Here is a 21,345-nt window from a genome sequence, read left to right as displayed (position 1 = left end):
TGTTGATTATATAGGCATTATTCTACATGGAAGTCTATTCGTTACAAAATTATTTTTAGATGGAGAACATAGCATTATTCAGAATCTGAAACCTCTTAATATGGTAGGAGCTGATATAGCATGTACAAATACAAAGAAAAATCCTTATTTTATATATGCAAAGGAAGGTATACTAAAAACTAATCATAACAGGATTACAATACTTAAACAGCCATATTAAATCTATATAAACCGAGAATTATTTTGCCAAGCTGTCAGTTTTTAACCAAACAGAAAATTTTTATTTAATTATCATTAAACCAAATATCATTTAATAACTTAATGACAGGCTCTATATCTTCTATAGGTATTCCTTTATATGAAATCAACACTCTAACCTTTCCATTTCCACCATAATTATTTTTATCTATATAGTATTTAGAAATTGGTGTAATTTTTATACCAACATTCTTGGCAATGTTAACAATTTCTTCTTCTCCACAGCTTGTTTCAAACTCTAAAATAGCTCTCATACCAGTATTACTACTTATTAAATTGACCTTATCACCCATAAAAGTATGGATTGCCTTAGTAATAACCTTATATTTTTTTTCATAATGCCTTCTCGCTTTTCTAATATGACTCTGCAAATAGCCCTTATTCATAAAACGTGCTAGTGCAATTTGCTCCAGCTTAGAAGTTGTTTGTCCATTCATTTTGTATTTATCCAAATATAAATCTAACAGCCAATTTGGTAGTACCATGAAACTTATACGAATGCTTGGAATAAAAATTTTAGAAAATGTACCTAAATATATTACTCTATCAAAGTTATCTAAACTTTTTAATGCAGGAATGGGTTTATTAGAAAATCTCATTTCGCTATCATAGTCATCTTCTATAATAATCCCATCATTGTTTTGCGCCCAATTTAAAAGTTGAAGCCTATTTTTAACAGACATAATTACACCTTTTGGAAATTGATGAGATGGGGTTACAAATGTAATTTTACATCTACTATTTTCAAGTTTCCTTACATCTAATCCATTCTCATTCACATCAATAGGTTTAATATTAAATTGATTTCTTTCAAAAACATATCGTATATAGTTGCTTCCTGGTTCCTCCATACCGATACTATCAAAATTCCCCCTAAGAATTTGGCAAATCAAATTTAAACAATACTGTGTGCCTGCACCTACTACAATTTGATTAGGCTTACACTGCACACCCCTATTTTCATATATATATTTTGCAATTTCAAAGCGCAACTCATACTCTCCTTGTGAATCACCATAACTTAGAAGACTTTCAAATTCATTATTAATAACTGAATTAATTATATTTTTCCACGTTTTTATGTTATAGCATTCTTTATCCATATATTTAGGTGCTAAATCGTATTTTAGTTTTTTTATATTCTCAGCCTCTTCATTCTTAAAAGTTAAAGAATTAGAAATATGTGATAACTTTAATAAATCAGAATCTATATTTTCAACTACATAACCAACTTTAGGAATTCTTTTAATATATCCTTCAGCATAAAGTTGATCATAAGCAGCTTCAATAGTATTTTTACTCAATTGAAGATTCTTTGATAAATTCCTTAGTGATGGTAATTTTTCATCACCTCTAATATTTCCATAAATAATCTCTTTCTTTATACACTCATATAGTTGATAATATATTGGCTTATTTATTGTATTATCCAAAAGTGGAGTAAATGAAAACATTAATTTCATCTCCTTCTGTACCCCTTAATTAGTAAAATCTGTCCCTTTTAAATATGATAAATTACTATTATATTATAGTTGCTGCCACATTTTATAACAATTGCTATTTTTAAAAAATCAAGTGATTCTTAGAAGAACTTATCCAGGCGCACAACAGTGCTTATCTCCCAGTTAAGTAGAGAGCCAAAATCTATGGTTTTGTGCAAATCATTTACTCCTTCGACAATAGGAGAAAGAGTTTCATATAAAGAAATCAGTGGTATTAGCAATGGTAGCGATCGGATAAAATCAAAATAAAGGAGAAGAGTATTATGTATAATTGTGCTCTATGTTCTATACATGCATGCAGTAATGGTAATTTAAATGCTGCACCTAAAAATTGCCCATGTATAAGTAAAGAAATGAATAATATAAAAACATTATATAAAGATGAAGAAAATTACAAAATTGCTCAAGCTTCAGCATTAATCGTAAGTGAAAGTTATGGTAAAAAGACAAGATTAGAAGAGACTATTGATTTTGCAAAAAAATGCAATTATAAAAAAGTAGGATTAGCCTTTTGTATTGGATTAGCAAGCGAAAGCAAAATAGTAAGTAAAATACTTTCTTATAATGGCTTTGAAATAAGTTCTGTTATTTGTAAAAATGGCCATATTTCTAAAGAGTTAATTGATATAAATAATACAAAAGTAGCTATGTGTAATCCAATTGGTCAGGCATTATTTTTAAATGAAACAAAAACAGACCTTAACATTATTTTAGGTCTATGTGTTGGACATGATTCTTTATTCATAAAGTATTCAGAAGCACCAGTAACAGTTTTTGCAGTAAAAGATAGAGTTTTATGCCATAATCCATTAGCTGTAGTTTATCAAGCCGAAGCCTACTATAAAGATAAATTATTTCCACAAAAATAGATATATGTTATTAAAACATATCTATTTTTATGCTGTATTGATTTTTATAATTATGTAAAAACAGGTATTGTAAAGATTGATTAATATTGAAATTCAAGTAAAATTATTAATACAATCTAAAAGAGAACTAAGTCAATCTAACATTTATATAACATCAAACTCTTCAGCCGTAGGTAATTGAATTTGAGGTGATATTATAATCATATTTTCATTTTTTAGACTCCATTCATTAGGAGGAATATCATAAACCACTTGTAAATAAAATTTATTAGTTTTAAATTCTGAATTCTTTATTTTACTAAGATTAATTAATTTATTGTAATAGTCTTCTACAAGACAATCAGAAAAGAAAATAGTACACATTCTATATCCAGTTTCCCAATACCAAGATCTAAATGATCTCTTCACAATTTTATATAATTCAACTCCAATAGAAGTATCTTTAAACAATTTATCAAATGAAAATTTATTATTAGACCAATAATCTATATCATATTCATATAAATTATCAGAATTAAAAATCATTGACCATACTTGTTTTGCTCTAATTTGAAAATCACTAACATTTAATAATCCTTCTTTATTCAATGGCAACCAAGGAAATTTATCAATAGTCTCATGAGATTTATTATAATTTTCATATAAATTTTGAATATAAATAACAAAATTTAAATTAATTGAAGCTGCATTAGCTAAATAGAAATCATTTATCAAAAAATTCACCTCTTATTGCATAATTTTTTTAACATTTTCTTCTACTTTTAAATTTAATTTATAAATAACTTTATTGTGCACAAAACTTGATTATACTTAAGTATGACTAGATACTTATATTATCATACAAAACCGTGAGCGTAAACGATTATGGCATAAAAACAAAGATTTAGCACTTATTATATTCTCTTGCTTTTAGCTAGTAAGAAGATCAAAAGCACCATCTTTGATTGGTGCTTTACTTTCTTTAAATTTAATTTCTGTTGATTTTATACCCCCACCTTTGAATATTTCTTAAATTCTGAAGTAATAAGAATACTGGTGACTATAACTGATAATATTTCTGCACAGGGTCCTGCATACAAAACTCCTAAAACTCCAAGAAATTTAGGTAAAATTATCATAAGAGGAACTATAAAGAAGGTCTGCTTACATAGTGTAAGAAGCATTGCTTTTCCCGGTTTACCTACAGACTGGAAGAAAACACAACTTGTAAGCTCAAAACCTATAAACATACAAAGCATTAAAAATATCTTAAAGGATTTTAATGCAAATTCATTATACAATGCATTATTCTGACCAAATAGATTTATTATACCTTGTGTAAAAAACTGAAATATAATGAAACCTATTATTGATACAACAGTCGCTATTTTTATAAGCAAAAAATAAGTATCTTTAACACGTTTAAAATTTTTAGCACCGTAATTGTATCCAAGTATTGGCTGACCACCTATAGCTATACCTATTACCACTCCTAATAAAAGTTCGTTCACTTTCATTACAATACCTATTGCTGATATGGGAATATCACTGCCATAAATTGATTGTGCTCCATAAATTTTAAGCATATTATTGCTTACTATTATTATCACTGTTACTGCTACTTGCGTAATTAAACTTGATATACCTAAAAGCATTACTGTCTTACTCACCTTTACATCAAGCTTTAAATATTTTCTTTTAAACTTTATATTTTTAAATTTATTAATATACTTTAGAGAAATTGTGCAAGATAAAATTTGTCCTATTATTGTTGCTATAGCAGACCCCTTAACTCCCATACCAAAATGAAATATGAATACAGGGTTCAAAATAATATTTATAACTGCTCCTACTATCATAGCAAGCATTGAATATTCAGGACTTCCATCTGCACGTATTATTGAATTTAGACCTGCTGCTAAAATCATGAAAGGAACTCCTATTAAAATTATTCTCATATAATCTAATGCTACTAAAATATTAGTACTTGTGGCTCCAAAGCTCCATAGTAATTTTTCCATAAAAATATATCCAACTACCAAAAATATAAAACCTAAAATCACCATCAAAACAATAGCATTACCTATTGCTTTGGCACCCTCTTCTTTATTTTTCTCCCCTAATTTTATACTGTAAAAAGCAGCTGCTCCATCTCCTAAAAGTAGTGAAAAACCTAAGGCTAAAACTACAAGTGGAAATGTTACATTTGTAGCTGCATTACCAATATATCCCACTCCTTGACCAATAAAAATCTGATCTACAATACTATAAAGAGCATTAACAACCATTGCAAGTACACATGGAATTGAAAACTTCATAATAAGCTTGCTTAATTTTTCATTTTCAATATAGCTTTCGTTAATATTCATACTCTTTTCACTCACTGATATACACCTCTTTCAAACTTCATATAGACATCCTTTAAAATTGGTAAGCTTACTACCTATACATATAGTTTTTGATGTGAACATCTACAATTGAAAGAATAATGCATACAGTACCGGGAGAGTCAACACTTATTTTAACTATTTTATTGGAATTATAAGTTCAGTCACATAATTTTCTTCATCAGAAGTATTCATTATGTCCACAAGATAGTTATCTACAGGCTCACCACAAATTTCATATCCATTTTCATAAATATATTTATACAACTTTTTATAACTATCTATCATATTGTCATAACTACCATAATGAACAGCAGTAACAGCTTTAAAACCTCCAAATTTTCTAACTAAACCATCTATTTCTTTTTCTTCAGATACAGCTATACAAACTTCAATATCATAGACTTCCTTCTCCTTTTCTTCAAAGTCGATACAATCATCATAATATACTGCCATAGCATTCTTTATAATATGAAAATTGTTTCTTTCAACTAATGAAATCAACCTACAGTACCGAACTGTAAAATCTTCAATAGTAAAGGGGCCTTTGTTTCTGAGGTAAGCAACATAAGAAATTGGTATTTCCTTTATTTCAATTTTAAAATCCTTATTTTTTTTCTTTTCCTTTTTACTTTCTTTTATAAAAAACTGCAATTTTGTTTTTAGCATTTTTAAATCATTAATTTTATTATCAATTTCTATACATTTTTCATTAATTTTCCTTGTGTTATATTCTAAATCTTCTCTTCCCAAAAGCACTTTTATCTCCTTTAATGAAAAACCTGCTTCCTTAAAATGTTTGATCACAAGCACCAAAACCAATTGATCATTTGAATAATATCTATAATTACTATCTGGATCAATCTTTCTTGGTATCAACAGTTTTATTTCATCATAGTATCTCAGTGTTTTTATTGGAATATTGCATATTTTAGATATTTCTCCTATTTGATAAAGTTTCTTACTTTCATCCATTGTATTAATCAACTCCTCATATAAACGCAATTAACTATATTTTACCACATAGATAACTTTGTACGGTATTCAATTTCCATTCCTACCTCTTTAAATAATGCCTTTTTATTGTAGTTTAATAAAATTCTTTTTACATATAGTATCCTTTTTGCATCTAGTTGCATAATATAGAAAATAAGTAAGATTAATAATTTTAGAGGGATATTATGATAGAAAAAAATATCTATAAAAAAAACCCTTATGATTTAACAAATTGTAAGCTTTTAGGCAAAGGGCATAATGGAGAAGTTTATTTACTACCAGATGGAAAAGTTATTAAAATAGGTCTAAACAATAAAAGTTTTACTGGTGAATATCGTATTTTAGAACGAGTGAACGGAAATAAGTATTTCCCAAAAATAAGTGAAATTGGATCTAACTATATGGTAAGAGAGTGTGTTCACGGAAAAATCTTATCAAAACATATAAAGAAAAATGGTATGGATAAAAATCTTGCTTGTAAAATCATAGATATGTTAAAAGAATTTGAAAAAATAAAGTTTAGCAAAATCGATGTAAGATGCAAAGATATATTTATACAAGAAGATGGTGAATTAAAAGTGATTGACCCCAAAAAATGTTATTCAAGACAAAGAAACTTTCCAAGACATTTATCTAAAGGGTTATACAAATTGAAAGTTTTGGATTACTTTTTGGAAGTGTTGGAGGAATATGATAGTAGATTATATAAAAAATGGAGTAGAAAAATAAACAAGTACATTAAACAAAGAGAAAAATTATCAGAATTGTAACTTCAATAACATACTTTAACTTATATCATAATTTAGATCATGATAAGAAATGACAATTTCGGTTACGTTATACAGCGCTCCAGTTGTATTATATTTTGTGTCCATATGAGTATCTATAACAATTTTGCTAATTAACTTTTCACTTTCTCTATACCACAATCTGTCGGCTTTTGGATAACCTCTTATGTGAATATATTGTCAAATGTACAGCTTACCCAAAAGCCCCTTGTCTTCAATTTTTCAAAATAACCATAAATTCAGTATCGTTTAATATTACTGCTAAGATTTCTGCATCAAAACCGCTTTTAAATTGAAAAAAATTAAATGTTAAAACAAAATTTTCCATAATTCCTTCTTTTATTTTATCAAGTACATAAACAATGTATTTCCAAAACACTATAGGCTCACCATCTTTTTTAGGAAGAGATAACCAGGTATAATTTCAATATAGTTGCACGTAGGCAACTGGTATCGCTATCCCTTTAAGGAGGTAGGTGATACATATGTACGAAATGTTTATAGTGATTTTTGCTGCTCTATCATTTTTGATAGCTTTGATAAATTTAATTATCGTACTTATAGATAAAATAAAAAAGTAGCCCACCTGCGCAAATGGTAATGGCTACTTTCTTATAAAAACTAGTAATATTTTTGTTGCTTATTATTTTCAAGTGCTACAATATAATCATAAAAAATTTTCATCTCTTCTTCTATACAATTTTTAAACTGATTTTTGATAAAACTACTACTTTTATCAAAAGTCAGTTTTAAGTTGTACTTACTAATTAATTCTGGAAGCTTTTTACTGTATAAATACCACAGATAGTCAATTGCTTGAAAATCATATTTTTCTATATTCTCCAATGGATTTTTATGTAATAACTTATGATTAAATTCACTTACATAAATTAGATTTTCTAATTTATTAGTTCCACCATAAGTTAAAGGGTATATATGATGAATGTGTTCTGCTGTCATCAAAAATGTAAGTTGATCAAATTCCCCAACATCTATAAATGCAAAAAATTTATAAAATCTACGACATGTATAATGCGAAAAGTATTCTCTTGGATTATATGTTTTTAATGCCTGTATTGCTGTTTTTGATATGGGATTTTGTTTTTCGAACTCCCTATAAACATTACTATTAACTAAAAATATGTGCAATTTTGCTACGTCTGATATATCTTTATCATAGATTTTTTTTGTATACTTTACTGCCATATCTCTATTGAAGTTTTTAGCATTTAAACAATCTATATATTCTGTTAAAGGTATAGGACCGATTTTACTTAACACTTTAATCACCTCACCTCGATATTTTAACATATATTTACATTGCAATACATAAAAGAGAACATTAAAACTCATTTTCATGTCTTTTAAAAAACTCATAATATGCACGCACATTTTCTAACTCTGTCCATTTTTTCACATCAACTGGATTTTCATCAAGATCATATATTTTTGCTCCACTCATGGCAAGTAGAAATGGTGAATGTGTTGATATAATAAATTGACATCCTAAATATCGTGCAGAATCCTCAATAAATCTCACTAATTCCAACTGACGTTTTGGAGAAAGACTATTTTCAGGTTCATCCAATATATATAATCCATTTTCATCTATTTTTTCAATAAAGTATCGAAATGCACTTTCTCCATTTGAATATTCTCTCACATTATCCATCAATTCATTTCTCACAAAACGTGACTGAGTTATGCTTCTAGTAGTATTTACTTTTTTTAGCTGCTCGTAATCTGCCATAGATCTTATTTGAAAATGAGAATATTTTGCCTCCAGATACTCTTCAAAAAGTTTTTCCCTTTTTTGATCAATTCCTTCGTTAAGATTACGAATATTCAACATATAATCAAATACATCATCACTTGTTATAATTCTGCTGTTTTCAGGAATATCATCATCTTCAAGCTGCATCTCACACATATTCACATAGTGAGAATAAAAATTAGATTTATTATAGATAGAATCTCTACTTATTCCTGTTTTTTCTGCTATTACATTTAATGCTGTAGATTTTCCAGAACCATTTCCGCCATATAAAATAGTAATTGGTTCAAAATCAATTCTTTCAAAACTATGTTTCGATAATATCTTAAATGGATAAAAAGAATCATAGCATGTTCTTCTTTCCTCTATTAAAAAATCAAATTCCATATCATCACTTGGAAATGTAAAAACATTTAAATAAACCATTATCATCTTCCTTATTTATTCAACTTTATTTGTATGTTGAGATGTTATTTGAAACATCATAAACAACTTACTTTTTATACCCGTTGGTATATATTGGTCAATACAATTATAATATGCAAAATATATATGGTCAATATCCATAAATATCTTTACACTTACAGAAATTTAAAGTTTTTCCAATATATAAGAAGTCACTTTTTGCACCCAAAAAAGTGTCATATCTGCACTTGTAAACGCTTTTTTCTAAATCTATAATAAATCATGTAAATTAAATATTCGTTAGCATATCATTACATTAATACAATTGAAGCGAGGTGAGGATAATATGCTATATGATTTATTAAATAAGAATACTATTCAAATTGATAATAAGGCTCATATGGACTGGAAGGATGCTATTCGAAAAGCAGCCATCCCACTGTTAAAAAATAATAGCATTGAAGACAAATATGTAGATGCTATGATTGATTCTGTAAAAGAAAATGGTCCTTATATTAATATAGGACAAGGTATTGCACTGGCACATTCTCGGCCAGAAAATGGAGTTCATAAAATTGCAGTTTCTCTTTTAAGAACATATCCAGCTGTCAACTTAGTAAATGAAGATCATAAAATACAACTATGGTTTGTATTAGCAGCTGTAGATAATAACAGTCATTTAAGAGTAATTCAACAGTTAGCAGAACTCCTGGGAGATCAAGAAAAAATCAATCATATGCTAGCTGCAGAAAGTGCTTACGAACTAGCAAATATTATTAATTTAAATAAAAAGGAGAGATAAATATGAAAATTATTGCAGTATGTCAAAGTGGACTAGGAAGTAGTTTTATGGTTCAAATGAATATTCAACAAGTTATGCAAGATGAAGGGGTTAATACAGATAACATTCAACTAGAGCACAGTGATGTAGGAAGTGTTACAGCTGAATCAGCAGATTATTTCTTTGTTGAATCAACTCTTGCTGGAGCACTTAGCAGTATTCCTGAAGATAAAATTGTGTCACTAAAAAGTTTAATTGATAAAGAAGAAATTAAAAAACATTTAAATAAAATTTTAGATAAAGAAAATATAATCCATTCTTAAAATAAGTAAACTAAGAGGTGAGTTTGAAAATGAAATCTTTACTAAACTTATTTATATCCATTGCAACTCAGCCTGCTATTTTAGTTGCTCTAATTGCAATGTTAGGTCTTATTTTACAAAAGAAAAAGTCAACTGAAATCGTTCAAGGTACAATTAAAACTTTCGCTGGTTTTTTAGTTCTAATCGGAGGTGCAGGCATTTTAAGCAATTCCCTAACACCTTTTTCCAAAATGTTTGAATTTGCACTACATGTTCAAGGCGTTGTTCCAAGCAATGAAGCAGTTGTTGCAATTGCTTTAGTCAAATATGGAACTACAACAGCACTTATAATGTTAGTAGGAATGATTGTTAATATTACATTAGCTCGTTTTACAAGATTTAAATATATTTTTCTAACTGGTCAGGCAATGCTGTATGTTTCATGTTTAACTGCAGTTGTTTTAGTAAGTGCTAATTTAGGAACTGGCCTAGTAACAATTTTACTTGGAGGACTATTTGAAGGAACACTATTAACTGTTACACCTGCTCTATGTCAGCCATTTATGCGTAAAATTACAGGTGGTGATATGGTTGCAATGGGACATACAGGAAATATAGGTTATGCACTTTCTGGATTAATTGGCAAATACTTTGGAAATAATGAACAAAGTACTGAAGATTTGAATATTCCTAAAAGTTTAAGTTTTTTACGTGATTCAACAGTGTCAATTACTTTGTTAATGTCTGTGGTTTACATTGCACTAGCTATTGTTGCTGGTCCAAGCTTTGTTGAAAGTAAGTTGAGTTCAGGTAATAACTTTATCATATATGCCCTTGTTCAAGCAGGAACCTTTGCTGCTGGATTTATCGTAGTTCTTCAAGGAGTCCGCATGATTTTAGGAGAAATTGTACCCGCCTTTCAAGGCATTGCTCAAAAGCTAGTTCCAAACTCTAAACCTGCATTAGATGTACCAATTGTATTTCCATATGCACCAAATGCTGTTTTAATTGGTTTCTTTGTAAGTTTTATTGTAGGTACTATAAGCATGTTTATAATGATTGCTATGAAGACAACAGTTATTATTCCAGGTGTTGTTGGCCACTTCTTTTGCGGGGCAGCTGCTGCTGTTTACGGAAATTCAACTGGAGGAAAACGAGGTGCAATCCTTGGTTCAGCAGTTAACGGATTATTAATTAGCTGGTTGCCTCTGTTTATTCTTCCTGTACTGGGAAACTTAAAACTTGCAGCATCTACATTTGCAGATACAGATTACTTAGTTCCAGGAATTATATTGGGCAAAATTGGATCTTGCGGTCAATTAGCACTTATTTTTGGCATTATTGCTTTTACACTTATAGTAGTTCTTTTAAGTTTTTTACTAAATTCTCGCAGCCAAAAAGAAATAACAGAAAAATAGAAATTATAACCTCCGGATTTTAATTCGGAGGTTCTGGTATAGTCTGAAAAGAGGTGTATTTCATGATTCACTTTAGTCATACAAAACATGGAGATGAGCTGTTGAATTTATTAATAAATGCTGGTAGATATCTATCTCTTCAAGAATTACAAGATAGGCTAAAACTATCTAGAAGAACTGTGTTCTATATCCTTAAAAGAGTGAATTATGAACTCGAACAGGATAATCTAGATCCTATTCAAAGAATTGGTACTGTAGGGTACTATTTAACTCCAGATAATATTATGCAGTTAACTAAAAATTATTGTTCATCTAATTTTACAATAGAATCTAAACTTAGTCGTCTTGAAAGAGAGCAGTTTATTATATATAAATTGATAAATAATGAAAGAGTTTCTTTACTCACAATTACTTCAACTTTAAATATTTCTAAAAATACTGCTATTAGCAATTTAAAAAATGTAAGCCGTGAATTAAAAAAATATGAATTAAAATTAATTAAATCCAAACAAGGACAAAAGCTTGAAGGACCGGAATTATCACAACGTAATTGGATATATGAACAATTGAGCAAGCACAGTTCAGTTATTTACAGTCAACTATCCAATGATCCAAGTAAACTGTCACAAATTAACACTTATCTTCACCAGTTAGAAAAAGTAACTGGAAACTACTTAACAGATGATGCTTTAATGATTATAAGTACTTTTATACTTTGGTACTTAAATCGCACTAGCAATACAAACAAATTATTGATTAATACTTCAGAAAGTGTAAAATTTGAAGATCCAGCAGGATTAAAATGGACTAAAGAATTTCTTAATAAAAATGGCATTATAAATGAAGATGAAGCTCATTATTTATTAAAAATGATCAATTCTAGCCAGTTTTCTAAAGTAAATCAGGAAGATCTTACAATTAAAAAATTAATTCCTATTACTAGAGCAATAGTTGATAGATTCAATAAGGTAGCTGGCGTTTCTATTCCATCAAAAAATTTGGAAATTTCTTTAACTACACACTTGCTTTCAACTTATAACCGTGTAAAGTACAATATTTCTTATAATCATCCAAATTTAAAACAAATAGAAGTAGAATATCATCAGTTATTTAGCCTTACAAGATATTCTGTTTACTATTTCGAAAAATTTATCTCAACACACTTAAGCAATGATGAAATAGCACTTATTGCTCTTTATTTTGGAAGTGAACTTAGAAAGCTAGAAGAAAAATCTCTTAAAAGTGAAAATCCTGATGTAATTGTAGTTTGCTCCAGTGGAATAGGTACATCTATTTTTTTAGAACAGCAATTGCGCAGTCGTTATCCTTTAATTAAATTTTCCTCGCCTATGAATGTCCTTCAGTATGAAAGTAGTTCTCTGTCTGAAGTTAAACTAGTTATTAGCACAATAGATTTACATGAAAGAAAACAGATACCAGTAATTCAAGTTCCTGCAATTCCAGATATAGCTGAATGGAATTATATTACTCAGGCACTTTCTAAAGCCGGCCTAAATAGCGAAAATAAGTCACAAATTAATACGGAAAATTTGATGGATATTATTAGTAACTATGCTAGGATTGAAGATGTAAATGGTCTTAAAAAAGCATTGGAAAGTTATTTTAATCAAGTAAAAAATGTTAAGAAATTAACTACAGAAAATGATATCAAATTGCAAGATCTACTTTTTGAATCCCACCTTACGATATATAAACAAAAGTTAAGTTGGGATGAGGCTGTTCAACTTGCCTATTCTCCCCTTATTAAAGAAAATATCATAAAATGTAGATATATTGATGAAATTATTAATTTAACTAGAATTCACGGACCATATATGGTGCTTGGAAAAGGTATTATGCTTGCACATGCAAAACCAAGCGATGGTGTCAACTCCATTGGAATTTGCTTAGCACTGTTTAAAAATGCTGTAGATATACCTATCTTAAATGATAATAAAACAGTAAAAATTAATCTTATTATAGGATTAGCTCCAGTTGATTCAGTAAGTCACCTTACAGCACTATCACAATTGATGAAAAAAATTCAAGATAACAATTGGATAAATTCTATTTATAAATGCAATAATAAAAAACAATTAAAAGAATTAGTTTTGGAATATCAGTATTAATGGCTTTATGAATATACTATGATTCATTTTATCAAAATTCATAAAAATATTTATTTGCTAACTAATCTAAATCATATCCTCAAAAATTAAATTCAAAATACCTTTATAAATCTTGCATTTATAATTTCCTGGCATCTGGTCAAACAAAGATCCTGTTTTATCATAATGATATACCGGACAAACTCCACAATATGGATTATATACACAATCTGAACATGCTGGTAATGTTTCTATACAGGAAGCTGTACATAATGTAGAACATACTTTACTATTAACTAGCGAATTAAAATCATTTTTATATACATTACCTATTTTAAAACTTTCATTACCTCTTTCTGCAAGCATTCTGCCTTCATCACAAGTATATATATTTCCATCATAGTTATATGCCATTTGGCCTATAGTTCCACCACAAGGTGATCTAAGTTCCATATAGTTTACATAATCATTTTTTAATATCTTAGATAGGAATATAGAATAATGCCCTTCTTTTATATTTATCCCTTTAGTATTTAAACTTTTTATATAATTACAGCACTTCCTATAAAAATCCAAAAATTCTTCTGATGTGTATCCGATTTTATTCCACTGATCCTTTGAATTTCCCAAAGGTGTTAAGGGCCTTATAAATATATTTTCCATACCTAAATCTACATAAGCATCTATTATTTTCTTCCAATTGTCCAAACTAAACTTAGTAGTTGTTTGAATAGCCTGTACCCTACATTTTTTATTCTTCTCTTTATACAAATTATTGATCTTATTTATTTTTTCTTTTATAATTTTGAAAGAATTTCCTTTTTTATATGGCCTGTTTTTATCATGTACACTTTCATCCCCATCCAATGATGTAGCTATCCTTATATCATTATCTATAAGAAATTCTATAATTTCATCGTCTGCTAAAATTAAATTACTTACCAAATTAAAACTTATATCTTTATTTATAGTTTTATTTTTTTCCCTAGCATACTCAACTATATGTTTTAACACTTTAAAATTCATCAAAGGCTCTCCACCTTGGAATTCAAAAGATAAACTTTTGCTTGGAGATTGCAGTGCTATATCAACAGCTTTTTCTGCTGTTTCCTTGCTCATTACTTTACTTGAATTTTTCAAAGTACTAGCAGATGCCTGACAATAGATACAATTTTGATTGCAATTAGTAGTAAGCACAAATATATGAAGTTGAGTTCCTTCAAATAAATAGTTTTTATGATTTCTGAGTTCACTTGCAGCCTTATTTATAACAATTTCTCTATTTCCATCTACTACAAAATATTTTTTTGATAATTTATCACACAAACTCTTATCTTCCATATAAGTTTGATCGCATAATTTTTGAAATTCTTCTTGTGATAAAAATAAGTAATTCCCTAAATCATTAGTAATTAAATACTTATCTTTAAAACTTTTAAAATTAAAGTAATTTAATTCGCTGCTCATTATTTACCTCTTCTATTTTTAAAATTTTAATTCTATGATTTCCATCTGCAAAACCTTCACTTTTAGACAAAAACTATGTTGCAACCATTAAGTTTCAGCACCTTAGAATTCTTATACTGTGTATAAAACCTGATATTATTCTAAATATCACTTGATTGGTTTAACCTTTAAATCCTTCATATTTATAGTAGAGTTAAAAAAACCTCCACAATTTTTCATAACACTGCATTCATTGCACTGTTGTTTATATCTTATCTTATAATCGGATATACTTCTTACGCTTAAATTCCATATACTTTCATCTAAACTACATAATGGAAAATTATAGATTCTTGTCTCTATTCCACTTTTTAACAATATAAAAACGGCTTCCTTAAGCTTTTCTTGAACACTATTAAAATCAATCCACACCTTTTCTCTATTCACTACAGCATTTCCCAACATCTCCATAGCCATGAAATTTACCCTTACTACTTTAGGAAAATAATCAGAAATCATAGCAGCAATATTAGTAATTACATTATAATTTAATTTATTTATTACCACCCTAATTTCTATCTTTGCTCCTAATTTATATAAATTTTTCACTCCATAAAAGCTTTGTATAAAGCTGCCTTTAACTCCAGATATATTATCATGAAGTTCTGGATAATGACCATGAATAGGAATGGCTGTTATTAAATTTTCCGGTGCATTTTTAACAAAAGCTTCTACAAACCTTTTTTTATAAAACATTCTTCCATTAGTAAGTAAAAGATACTCCGTTCCAGATAACTTTTCTCTTAAATATCTTATTACTTCTATAAAATCTTCCTTTAACAAAGTAGGTTCTCCACCTGTAATGCATAAAAATTCAACTTTTTTATCTATGAGTTCTATATACTTTTTTAAAATACTTATAGGTATATTTTTATTTTCTGTTCTTACCTTTAAAGAATCGGGACACATTATACAATTATTATTGCATTTATTTGTAAGCATTAAAAAATTATCTATAGAATTAGCTCTATATAACACCCTTATAGTTAATGTATCCGGACTTATTTCAATTACATCCTTATCCACTAATGTATCTGTTTCACCTACACCACAAATATATGTACTATTATTTAATTTTAAATAATCTATAATTTGTCTCTGTATATTTTCTGATTGAAAAACATAAACATCATAGCCTTTTATAAAATTCTCATCTTTTAGTACTACTTTAACCTTATGTTCTTTATCCAAACTTTCTTCATTTTTACATACCGAAACTAATGAATAAGAGCCTTGTCCTATTTTTCCATTTAAAAAAAGAGGTCTGTATTTACCATCTTTAATCATAAAATCTCCTAACCTATCATAATTAAACTTATTACAGTTCCTAAAAATATAAATGGTGCAAAATGTATTTTTCTAACTATTACAACTTCATTTAATCCATTTTTGCTTTTTTGCCACAACTTAATACTTTCTATTTCTTTATCAGTTAATCTTGAATTCATACTTTCCGAATAATTCTTCGGCAATCCTTTAATTTTAGAATTATAAAAATTAAGTATAGTACCTGCTGATAGCAGCATACCAGGTTTTAAATTTTCTATTGATACTTTTTTATAATTATATTTTCCACACAAAGTTCTAAATAAAATTAGAATTATTACGAATACCATTAATTTTACATTTAAGTGTATATTTCCTGTTCCTAAATAAGCAGTACTAAAAACATATGTTAATGTTCCAAGAATAGTAATCCAATAGAATATCTTCTTATTATTTACATACCTTGTTAAATAAAGAATGAGTAAAGCATTTAAGACCATATATAATCCTAAATTATATAAGTAAAAACTTTTGAAAAAATGAACTATTAAACAATTTAAGTTTATTGATATAATCCATGAAAAAGCAATCCTTAATACTATTTTCTTCAGTTCTTCTATATCAATATACTTTACACTTTTTCTATCTACATTTAAAAATCTATCTTTTATGTATAAAAACAAACTTTCTAATATTAAATAGCTAAAACCACATAAAAAAATAAGAACTATAATAGAAAACCCAGGAAAAACATTTTTAGGATTAGACCTATACATTTCCATAGGCATTAAACTGATAATTAACATAACTAACTTAGCATCTCCTGCTGCCCATATTTTAAAAACATACATTATAATAGAAAAAAATATTGATGAAATTAAATTAATTAGATACATTTTAACTACAACAAAATTTGAGCTGTTTAAATAAAATATCTGGAATATTACTCCAGGTATAAAAAACATGATAAGGTGCTTATTATATATCTTGCCTTTTTTTATATCCGTATAAGAACTATTGATACCTAATATGATTATAATAAAAATTAGAGCTTTACATATTAAATTACTAGTCATGCATTCACCTACTGATATTATATATACTTTCCAACTAATCCTATAAGATAATTACAGAATTCATTTTTAATTATTTGAAAATCTTCTTCATCACAATCAAAATTAAGTATAACTGTATTTTCTTCTAAGCTGCACTTAATTTTAACTAAACTACTATAATCCTCTATAGCTTTCTTTATATACTTTAAAGGGTAAATCTCTAAATTTAGCTTAAAAAATTGCATAAAAATCTCCTTAATTTAGACAAACTAGCTTTCTTCCCAAGCTTTACTTATTTCATCATCACTAAATATTTCTTTTTCATCTTTTCCATTCATTTCATAGTAAGGAATATTTTTATTTAAGCTGCTACTTTCTTCAACTTCTACACATGTGTTATAAAATGCTCTTCCTAGTATTAATTCTCTTATATGTTTTGTTTCTTTAAAAATTTTAATTCTAAGAGTCTGATTTAATAATTCATTATAAAATTCTCCTACTAACTTTTTCAAAAAATCTTTATCTTTAACTTCTTTTAGAATAAATTCAACCCTTATTAATTTTTCTTTTTCATAATCAAAATAAATATAAACTTTTTCAATAAACATATATGCTGTTTTCATTACTGCTGTAAGAGAATATATTTCTTCGTTCACAAAAAATATTGCTTTATCATCTTTTAATACTTCAATTACATTATCCATACATTTCTTCCTTTATACTAATTTTACTTTGGCAAATCTGTATCAGCTGGTGTCTGAGGAGTTTGTGGTACTGGATCAGGTTGTATTACTGTTTGCTGAGGCTGTGCTTGTGGTTGAGTTTGTGTACTATTTACACTACTTCCAGCTGAAGTTGAAGAATTATTGCCATTTGACGAGCTGCCAGTGCTTGATGGTGTAGTATCTGGTGATGAATTCGTGTAGCTGTCACTATTTGTATGACTAACTCCCCCACCATAACTTGAAGAACTATGGGAAGAATGAGAACTGTGTGAAGAATGAGATCTATGTGAAGCAAATGCAGTTTCACTAGAAGCTATAAAACTAGCTATTACTAATAAAGATCCTATAAACATCAACTTATTTCTGCTTATTTCTCCTTCTTCTTCATATATAAAATCAGTTATAGATTTCTTTATTTGAGGAAATTGTAATTTGCTTATACCTTTTTCTTTCATTATTTATGCACCCCAAATCATTTTTTTAATTTATTATTTTCCCAAGTTCCCTGCTGTACTTGTCCATTTTTATAGGTATATTTTCCTTCGCCATTCATTTTATTATTGCTCCACTGTCCATCATAAACATCACCATTTTTAAATTTATAAACACCTTTTCCATTCATTAAATCATTTTGAAAACTTCCTTCATAACTTTCACTATTGGCCCATATATAAGTACCGCTGCCCTGCCTTTTATTGTTCACAAATTCTCCATTATAACTGTCACCATTAGCTTTCTTCAAAACACCTTTTCCATTCATCTTATTATCTTCCCACTGTCCATCATAAACATCACCATTTTCCCAAGTATACTTACCTAGATGAACTTTTTTATTATCCTTTATATAACCATCATAAGTATCTCCATCATACTTCAAAGTGCTTTTCACTGGAGCTGTTTCAGCTGCAGCTTGCTTTTGTGCACTTGAAGTTGTCTGCACAGAACTACTACTAGTATTATTGTTATTAGAACTGTTTGAGCTACCTATAACTCCTATAAGTATAAATAGTCCTACTATTCCTCCAATAATCCAAAGTTTTTTGCTTTTCTTAACTGGCTTTGTTTCAATATCTTTAGGTTTTAAAATCATAGTCTTATCTGAATCATTAGACTTTCTTTTTGCTAATTTATTATTTTTATCCTGTAATTTCAAAATACCACCTCCCACTTTTTATCTATAATAATTTCAAACCTATATATAAATTCACAAATTTTATCAATTACATTATACTTCTACAAAAATAGTTAAATTCCTGCATTAAATAAATAAATGTCCTATTTGTATTCCTTTTTTTCTCTAAATATAAATGTATAATTTTCTTATTAAAATATTGATAAATATATATTAATTTTCTCAAAAACTAAGAGGAAGACATTAAAATCTTCCTCTTATCCTTTAGACTATTTTTTTATTAAATCATTAATTACATTTTCAAATCCATTAGTTACAGCTCCTGTACCGCCGAAAATAGTAATTTCTTTTATTTTATCATCTTTTAAATATGTCTATTTTAGTACAATTCCTTAATTATTAAATCATCAACATATTCATCACAATCTTTACAGTAATATTTTATTTCTACTTCTTTTCCACATTTTTCATGGCACACTGTTTTTTTGCATGCTTCTAAATGCTTATTTGCCCATAATATCATTGAGTTAAATACATGTTTAAAATCCATTCCCTTTTCTGTCAATAGATATTGATATCTTGGCGGATGTTCATTATATATTTTAGCAACTATAAATCCACTCTTTTCAAGCAACTTTATCCTATCAGATAAAATATTAGTAGGTATTGGTTTTAAAGCCTCCTGCAGCTCCTTGAACGTATTTTTATTATTTAAAATTCTATGAAGAACCAGTAAAGTCCACTTATCGCCTACTATATTTAAAGTTTGAGCCAAATTACACTTGAAATCATATGTTCCCTTCAAAAAATCATCTCCTAAGTTATTTAACATTATTTATTAATGATTCCATTGTAGTCTTCTTCATAGGACCTGGAACATATTTATTTACATTTCCTTCTTTATCAATTATGAATGTAGTTGGAAAAGCTTCTATACTATATTGATCCATGATTTCTCCTGTATTATCAAAGACTATTGGAAAAGTATATCCCTGCTTATTGAGAAAATCCATTATATATTCTTTAGATCCCTCTCTGCCCAAATTAGGTGCGGTTACTCCTAAAATTATAACATCCTTATCATTATTTTCATACTCCTTATAAACTTCTTCTATATTAGGCAATTCACCTCTACATGGAGGACACCAGGTAGCCCAAAAGTTTAAGAATACTACTTTGCCTTTATAGTCACTTAACTTATGTGTTTTTCCATATTGATCAACCAAGTTAAAATCTGGTGCTTTAATTTTATCCTCTTTCGTAGAATTATCCTTATTGCTTTGTGCATTTTTATCATCCTTACTTTGAACTTGTTCTACTTTATTAGTTGATTCTTTATTTGTATAATCAAATGTTTTACCTGTTCCTCCAATTATCATAATCAATCCAGAAACTATAAGAATAATTCCACCAATTTTTTGTATTATTCCCATATGAAGCTTTATCTTATCAATAAATTTAAACAACTTGTTATAAAAAATGGCAATTATTATAAATGGCAATATAAATCCAATGGTATAAATTAATATCAAAAGATTTCCAATCAATACATTTTTTGAAGTTGACGCCATGATTAATACAGAAGAAAGCATAGGCCCAACACATGGAGTCCATCCAAAACTAAAGGTGAAACCGAGTATATAAGCAGTTATAGGTTTCATTTCCTTTATCTCAATATGTATTTTTTTCTCTTTTTGTAAAAATGGTATGTTTAAATACCCCATATAGAAAATTCCCATAATTATAATTAAAATTCCACCTATTAAAATAATTATTTTTTTATTAGAGGTAAAAAATTGGTTTAATACACTTACTGAAGAACCTAATATGAAAAATGTTGTAGATATTCCAAGAACGAATAAAATTGTATTTTTTAATAGTGAACTATTCATAAATTTAACTTCTTCATGCTTTAAACTCTGTACACTACTGTTTGACAATATACTTAAATACACTGGAAGAACAGGAAGTATGCATGGTGAAAGCAACGATAATACACCTTCTACAAACACCAAAAATAAATTTATATTCTCCATTTTAACGACCTCCATTCTTTATTTAAAACTCACCTTTATTGTTCTCTGTTAATTATTC

General features: G+C 27.9%; 22 protein-coding genes. 6 read left to right on the top strand and 16 right to left on the bottom strand.

The features are described from left to right. Positions 1–284 precede the first annotated feature (284 nt). On the bottom strand, positions 285–1,712 hold the full coding sequence (pdxR, locus tag EG57_RS0203255) for a MocR-like pyridoxine biosynthesis transcription factor PdxR (protein WP_032075855.1): 1,428 nt from the start codon (positions 1,710–1,712) through the stop codon (positions 285–287). A 311-nt stretch (positions 1,713–2,023) separates the two neighbouring features. Here pdxR and EG57_RS0203250 point away from each other — a divergent pair, with 311 nt between their 5' ends. Continuing rightward, positions 2,024–2,629 (top strand): DUF1847 domain-containing protein, encoded by a 606-nt coding sequence (locus tag EG57_RS0203250; protein WP_032075854.1) that lies wholly within the window; start codon positions 2,024–2,026, stop codon positions 2,627–2,629. Between the two features lie 144 nt (positions 2,630–2,773). Here EG57_RS0203250 and EG57_RS0203245 read toward each other — a convergent pair whose 3' ends face one another. The 3 genes from EG57_RS0203245 to EG57_RS0203235 form a co-directional block, all read right to left on the bottom strand. Next, positions 2,774–3,343, bottom strand: coding sequence for a hypothetical protein (locus EG57_RS0203245; protein WP_242859800.1), 570 nt, complete (start codon positions 3,341–3,343; stop codon positions 2,774–2,776). Between the two features lie 269 nt (positions 3,344–3,612). Continuing rightward, entirely contained in the window at positions 3,613–4,992 is a 1,380-nt protein-coding gene (locus EG57_RS0203240) for an MATE family efflux transporter (RefSeq protein ID WP_082085037.1), read from the bottom strand. A 141-nt stretch (positions 4,993–5,133) separates the two neighbouring features. Continuing rightward, positions 5,134–5,970: a MerR family transcriptional regulator gene (locus tag EG57_RS0203235; RefSeq protein ID WP_032075853.1), complete on the bottom strand. Its 837-nt coding sequence runs from the start codon at positions 5,968–5,970 to the stop codon at positions 5,134–5,136. A gap of 206 nt (positions 5,971–6,176) precedes the next feature. Here EG57_RS0203235 and EG57_RS0203230 point away from each other — a divergent pair, with 206 nt between their 5' ends. Then, positions 6,177–6,761 carry an RIO2 family protein gene (locus EG57_RS0203230; RefSeq protein ID WP_046065931.1) on the top strand — a complete coding sequence of 195 codons (585 nt, stop codon included), beginning with the start codon at positions 6,177–6,179 and terminating at the stop codon, positions 6,759–6,761. 232 nt (positions 6,762–6,993) lie between these two features. Here EG57_RS0203230 and EG57_RS26470 read toward each other — a convergent pair whose 3' ends face one another. The 3 genes from EG57_RS26470 to EG57_RS0203220 all read right to left on the bottom strand — a co-directional run bounded on the left by EG57_RS26470 (position 6,994) and on the right by EG57_RS0203220 (position 8,979). Further along, positions 6,994–7,158, bottom strand: coding sequence for a hypothetical protein (locus EG57_RS26470; protein WP_161782697.1), 165 nt, complete (start codon positions 7,156–7,158; stop codon positions 6,994–6,996). Positions 7,159–7,400: 242 nt separating this feature from the next. Continuing rightward, positions 7,401–8,060, bottom strand: a complete 660-nt coding sequence (locus EG57_RS25340; protein WP_152563667.1) for a hypothetical protein — start codon at positions 8,058–8,060, stop codon at positions 7,401–7,403. Positions 8,061–8,121: 61 nt separating this feature from the next. After that, positions 8,122–8,979, bottom strand: coding sequence for an AAA family ATPase (locus EG57_RS0203220; RefSeq protein WP_032075852.1), 858 nt, complete (start codon positions 8,977–8,979; stop codon positions 8,122–8,124). Positions 8,980–9,304: 325 nt separating this feature from the next. On the opposite strand from EG57_RS0203220, the gene EG57_RS0203215 reads away from it, so the two are divergent. The 4 genes from EG57_RS0203215 to EG57_RS0203200 all read left to right on the top strand — a co-directional run bounded on the left by EG57_RS0203215 (position 9,305) and on the right by EG57_RS0203200 (position 13,588). Further along, entirely contained in the window at positions 9,305–9,760 is a 456-nt protein-coding gene (locus tag EG57_RS0203215) for a PTS sugar transporter subunit IIA (protein ID WP_032075851.1), read from the top strand. A gap of 2 nt (positions 9,761–9,762) precedes the next feature. Continuing rightward, positions 9,763–10,062, top strand: coding sequence for a PTS sugar transporter subunit IIB (locus EG57_RS0203210; protein ID WP_032075850.1), 300 nt, complete (start codon positions 9,763–9,765; stop codon positions 10,060–10,062). A gap of 29 nt (positions 10,063–10,091) precedes the next feature. Next, positions 10,092–11,459, top strand: coding sequence for a PTS ascorbate transporter subunit IIC (locus EG57_RS0203205; protein ID WP_032075849.1), 1,368 nt, complete (start codon positions 10,092–10,094; stop codon positions 11,457–11,459). Positions 11,460–11,521: 62 nt separating this feature from the next. Then, positions 11,522–13,588: a BglG family transcription antiterminator gene (locus EG57_RS0203200; protein WP_032075848.1), complete on the top strand. Its 2,067-nt coding sequence runs from the start codon at positions 11,522–11,524 to the stop codon at positions 13,586–13,588. Between the two features lie 66 nt (positions 13,589–13,654). Here the strand turns inward: EG57_RS0203200 and hxsB are convergent, their stop codons facing one another. The 9 genes from hxsB to EG57_RS0203155 form a co-directional block, all read right to left on the bottom strand. Next, on the bottom strand, positions 13,655–15,034 hold the full coding sequence (gene hxsB / locus EG57_RS0203195; protein WP_052037728.1) for a His-Xaa-Ser system radical SAM maturase HxsB: 1,380 nt from the start codon (positions 15,032–15,034) through the stop codon (positions 13,655–13,657). Between the two features lie 147 nt (positions 15,035–15,181). Then, a complete protein-coding gene (hxsC, locus tag EG57_RS0203190; RefSeq protein WP_032075847.1) occupies positions 15,182–16,360 on the bottom strand; it encodes a His-Xaa-Ser system radical SAM maturase HxsC in 1,179 nt (392 codons plus the stop codon). A gap of 8 nt (positions 16,361–16,368) precedes the next feature. Further along, entirely contained in the window at positions 16,369–17,415 is a 1,047-nt protein-coding gene (locus EG57_RS0203185; protein WP_032075846.1) for a prepilin peptidase, read from the bottom strand. A gap of 17 nt (positions 17,416–17,432) precedes the next feature. After that, on the bottom strand, positions 17,433–17,639 hold the full coding sequence (locus tag EG57_RS0203180; RefSeq protein ID WP_032075845.1) for an HxsD-like protein: 207 nt from the start codon (positions 17,637–17,639) through the stop codon (positions 17,433–17,435). 24 nt (positions 17,640–17,663) lie between these two features. Next, positions 17,664–18,098, bottom strand: a complete 435-nt coding sequence (hxsD, locus tag EG57_RS0203175; RefSeq protein ID WP_032075844.1) for a His-Xaa-Ser system protein HxsD — start codon at positions 18,096–18,098, stop codon at positions 17,664–17,666. A gap of 23 nt (positions 18,099–18,121) precedes the next feature. Continuing rightward, entirely contained in the window at positions 18,122–18,574 is a 453-nt protein-coding gene (gene hxsA3, locus EG57_RS25335) for a His-Xaa-Ser repeat protein HxsA3 (protein WP_052037727.1), read from the bottom strand. A 17-nt stretch (positions 18,575–18,591) separates the two neighbouring features. Then, the gene (locus tag EG57_RS25330) at positions 18,592–19,272 is read right to left on the bottom strand and encodes an MORN repeat-containing protein (protein ID WP_052037726.1); all 681 of its coding nucleotides are present in this window, start codon (positions 19,270–19,272) and stop codon (positions 18,592–18,594) included. A 358-nt stretch (positions 19,273–19,630) separates the two neighbouring features. Continuing rightward, positions 19,631–20,056, bottom strand: coding sequence for a winged helix-turn-helix transcriptional regulator (locus EG57_RS0203160; protein ID WP_032075913.1), 426 nt, complete (start codon positions 20,054–20,056; stop codon positions 19,631–19,633). Between the two features lie 16 nt (positions 20,057–20,072). Continuing rightward, a complete protein-coding gene (locus tag EG57_RS0203155) occupies positions 20,073–21,287 on the bottom strand; it encodes a cytochrome c biogenesis protein/redoxin (RefSeq protein WP_032075843.1) in 1,215 nt (404 codons plus the stop codon). Positions 21,288–21,345: the final 58 nt, after the last annotated feature.

Source organism: Clostridium drakei (assembly GCF_000633595.2).
GTDB classification, from domain to species: domain Bacteria; phylum Bacillota; class Clostridia; order Clostridiales; family Clostridiaceae; genus Clostridium_AM; species Clostridium_AM drakei.
Note: the sequence above shows the minus strand (reverse complement) of the source record. Positions and strands in the feature narration are given on the sequence as shown.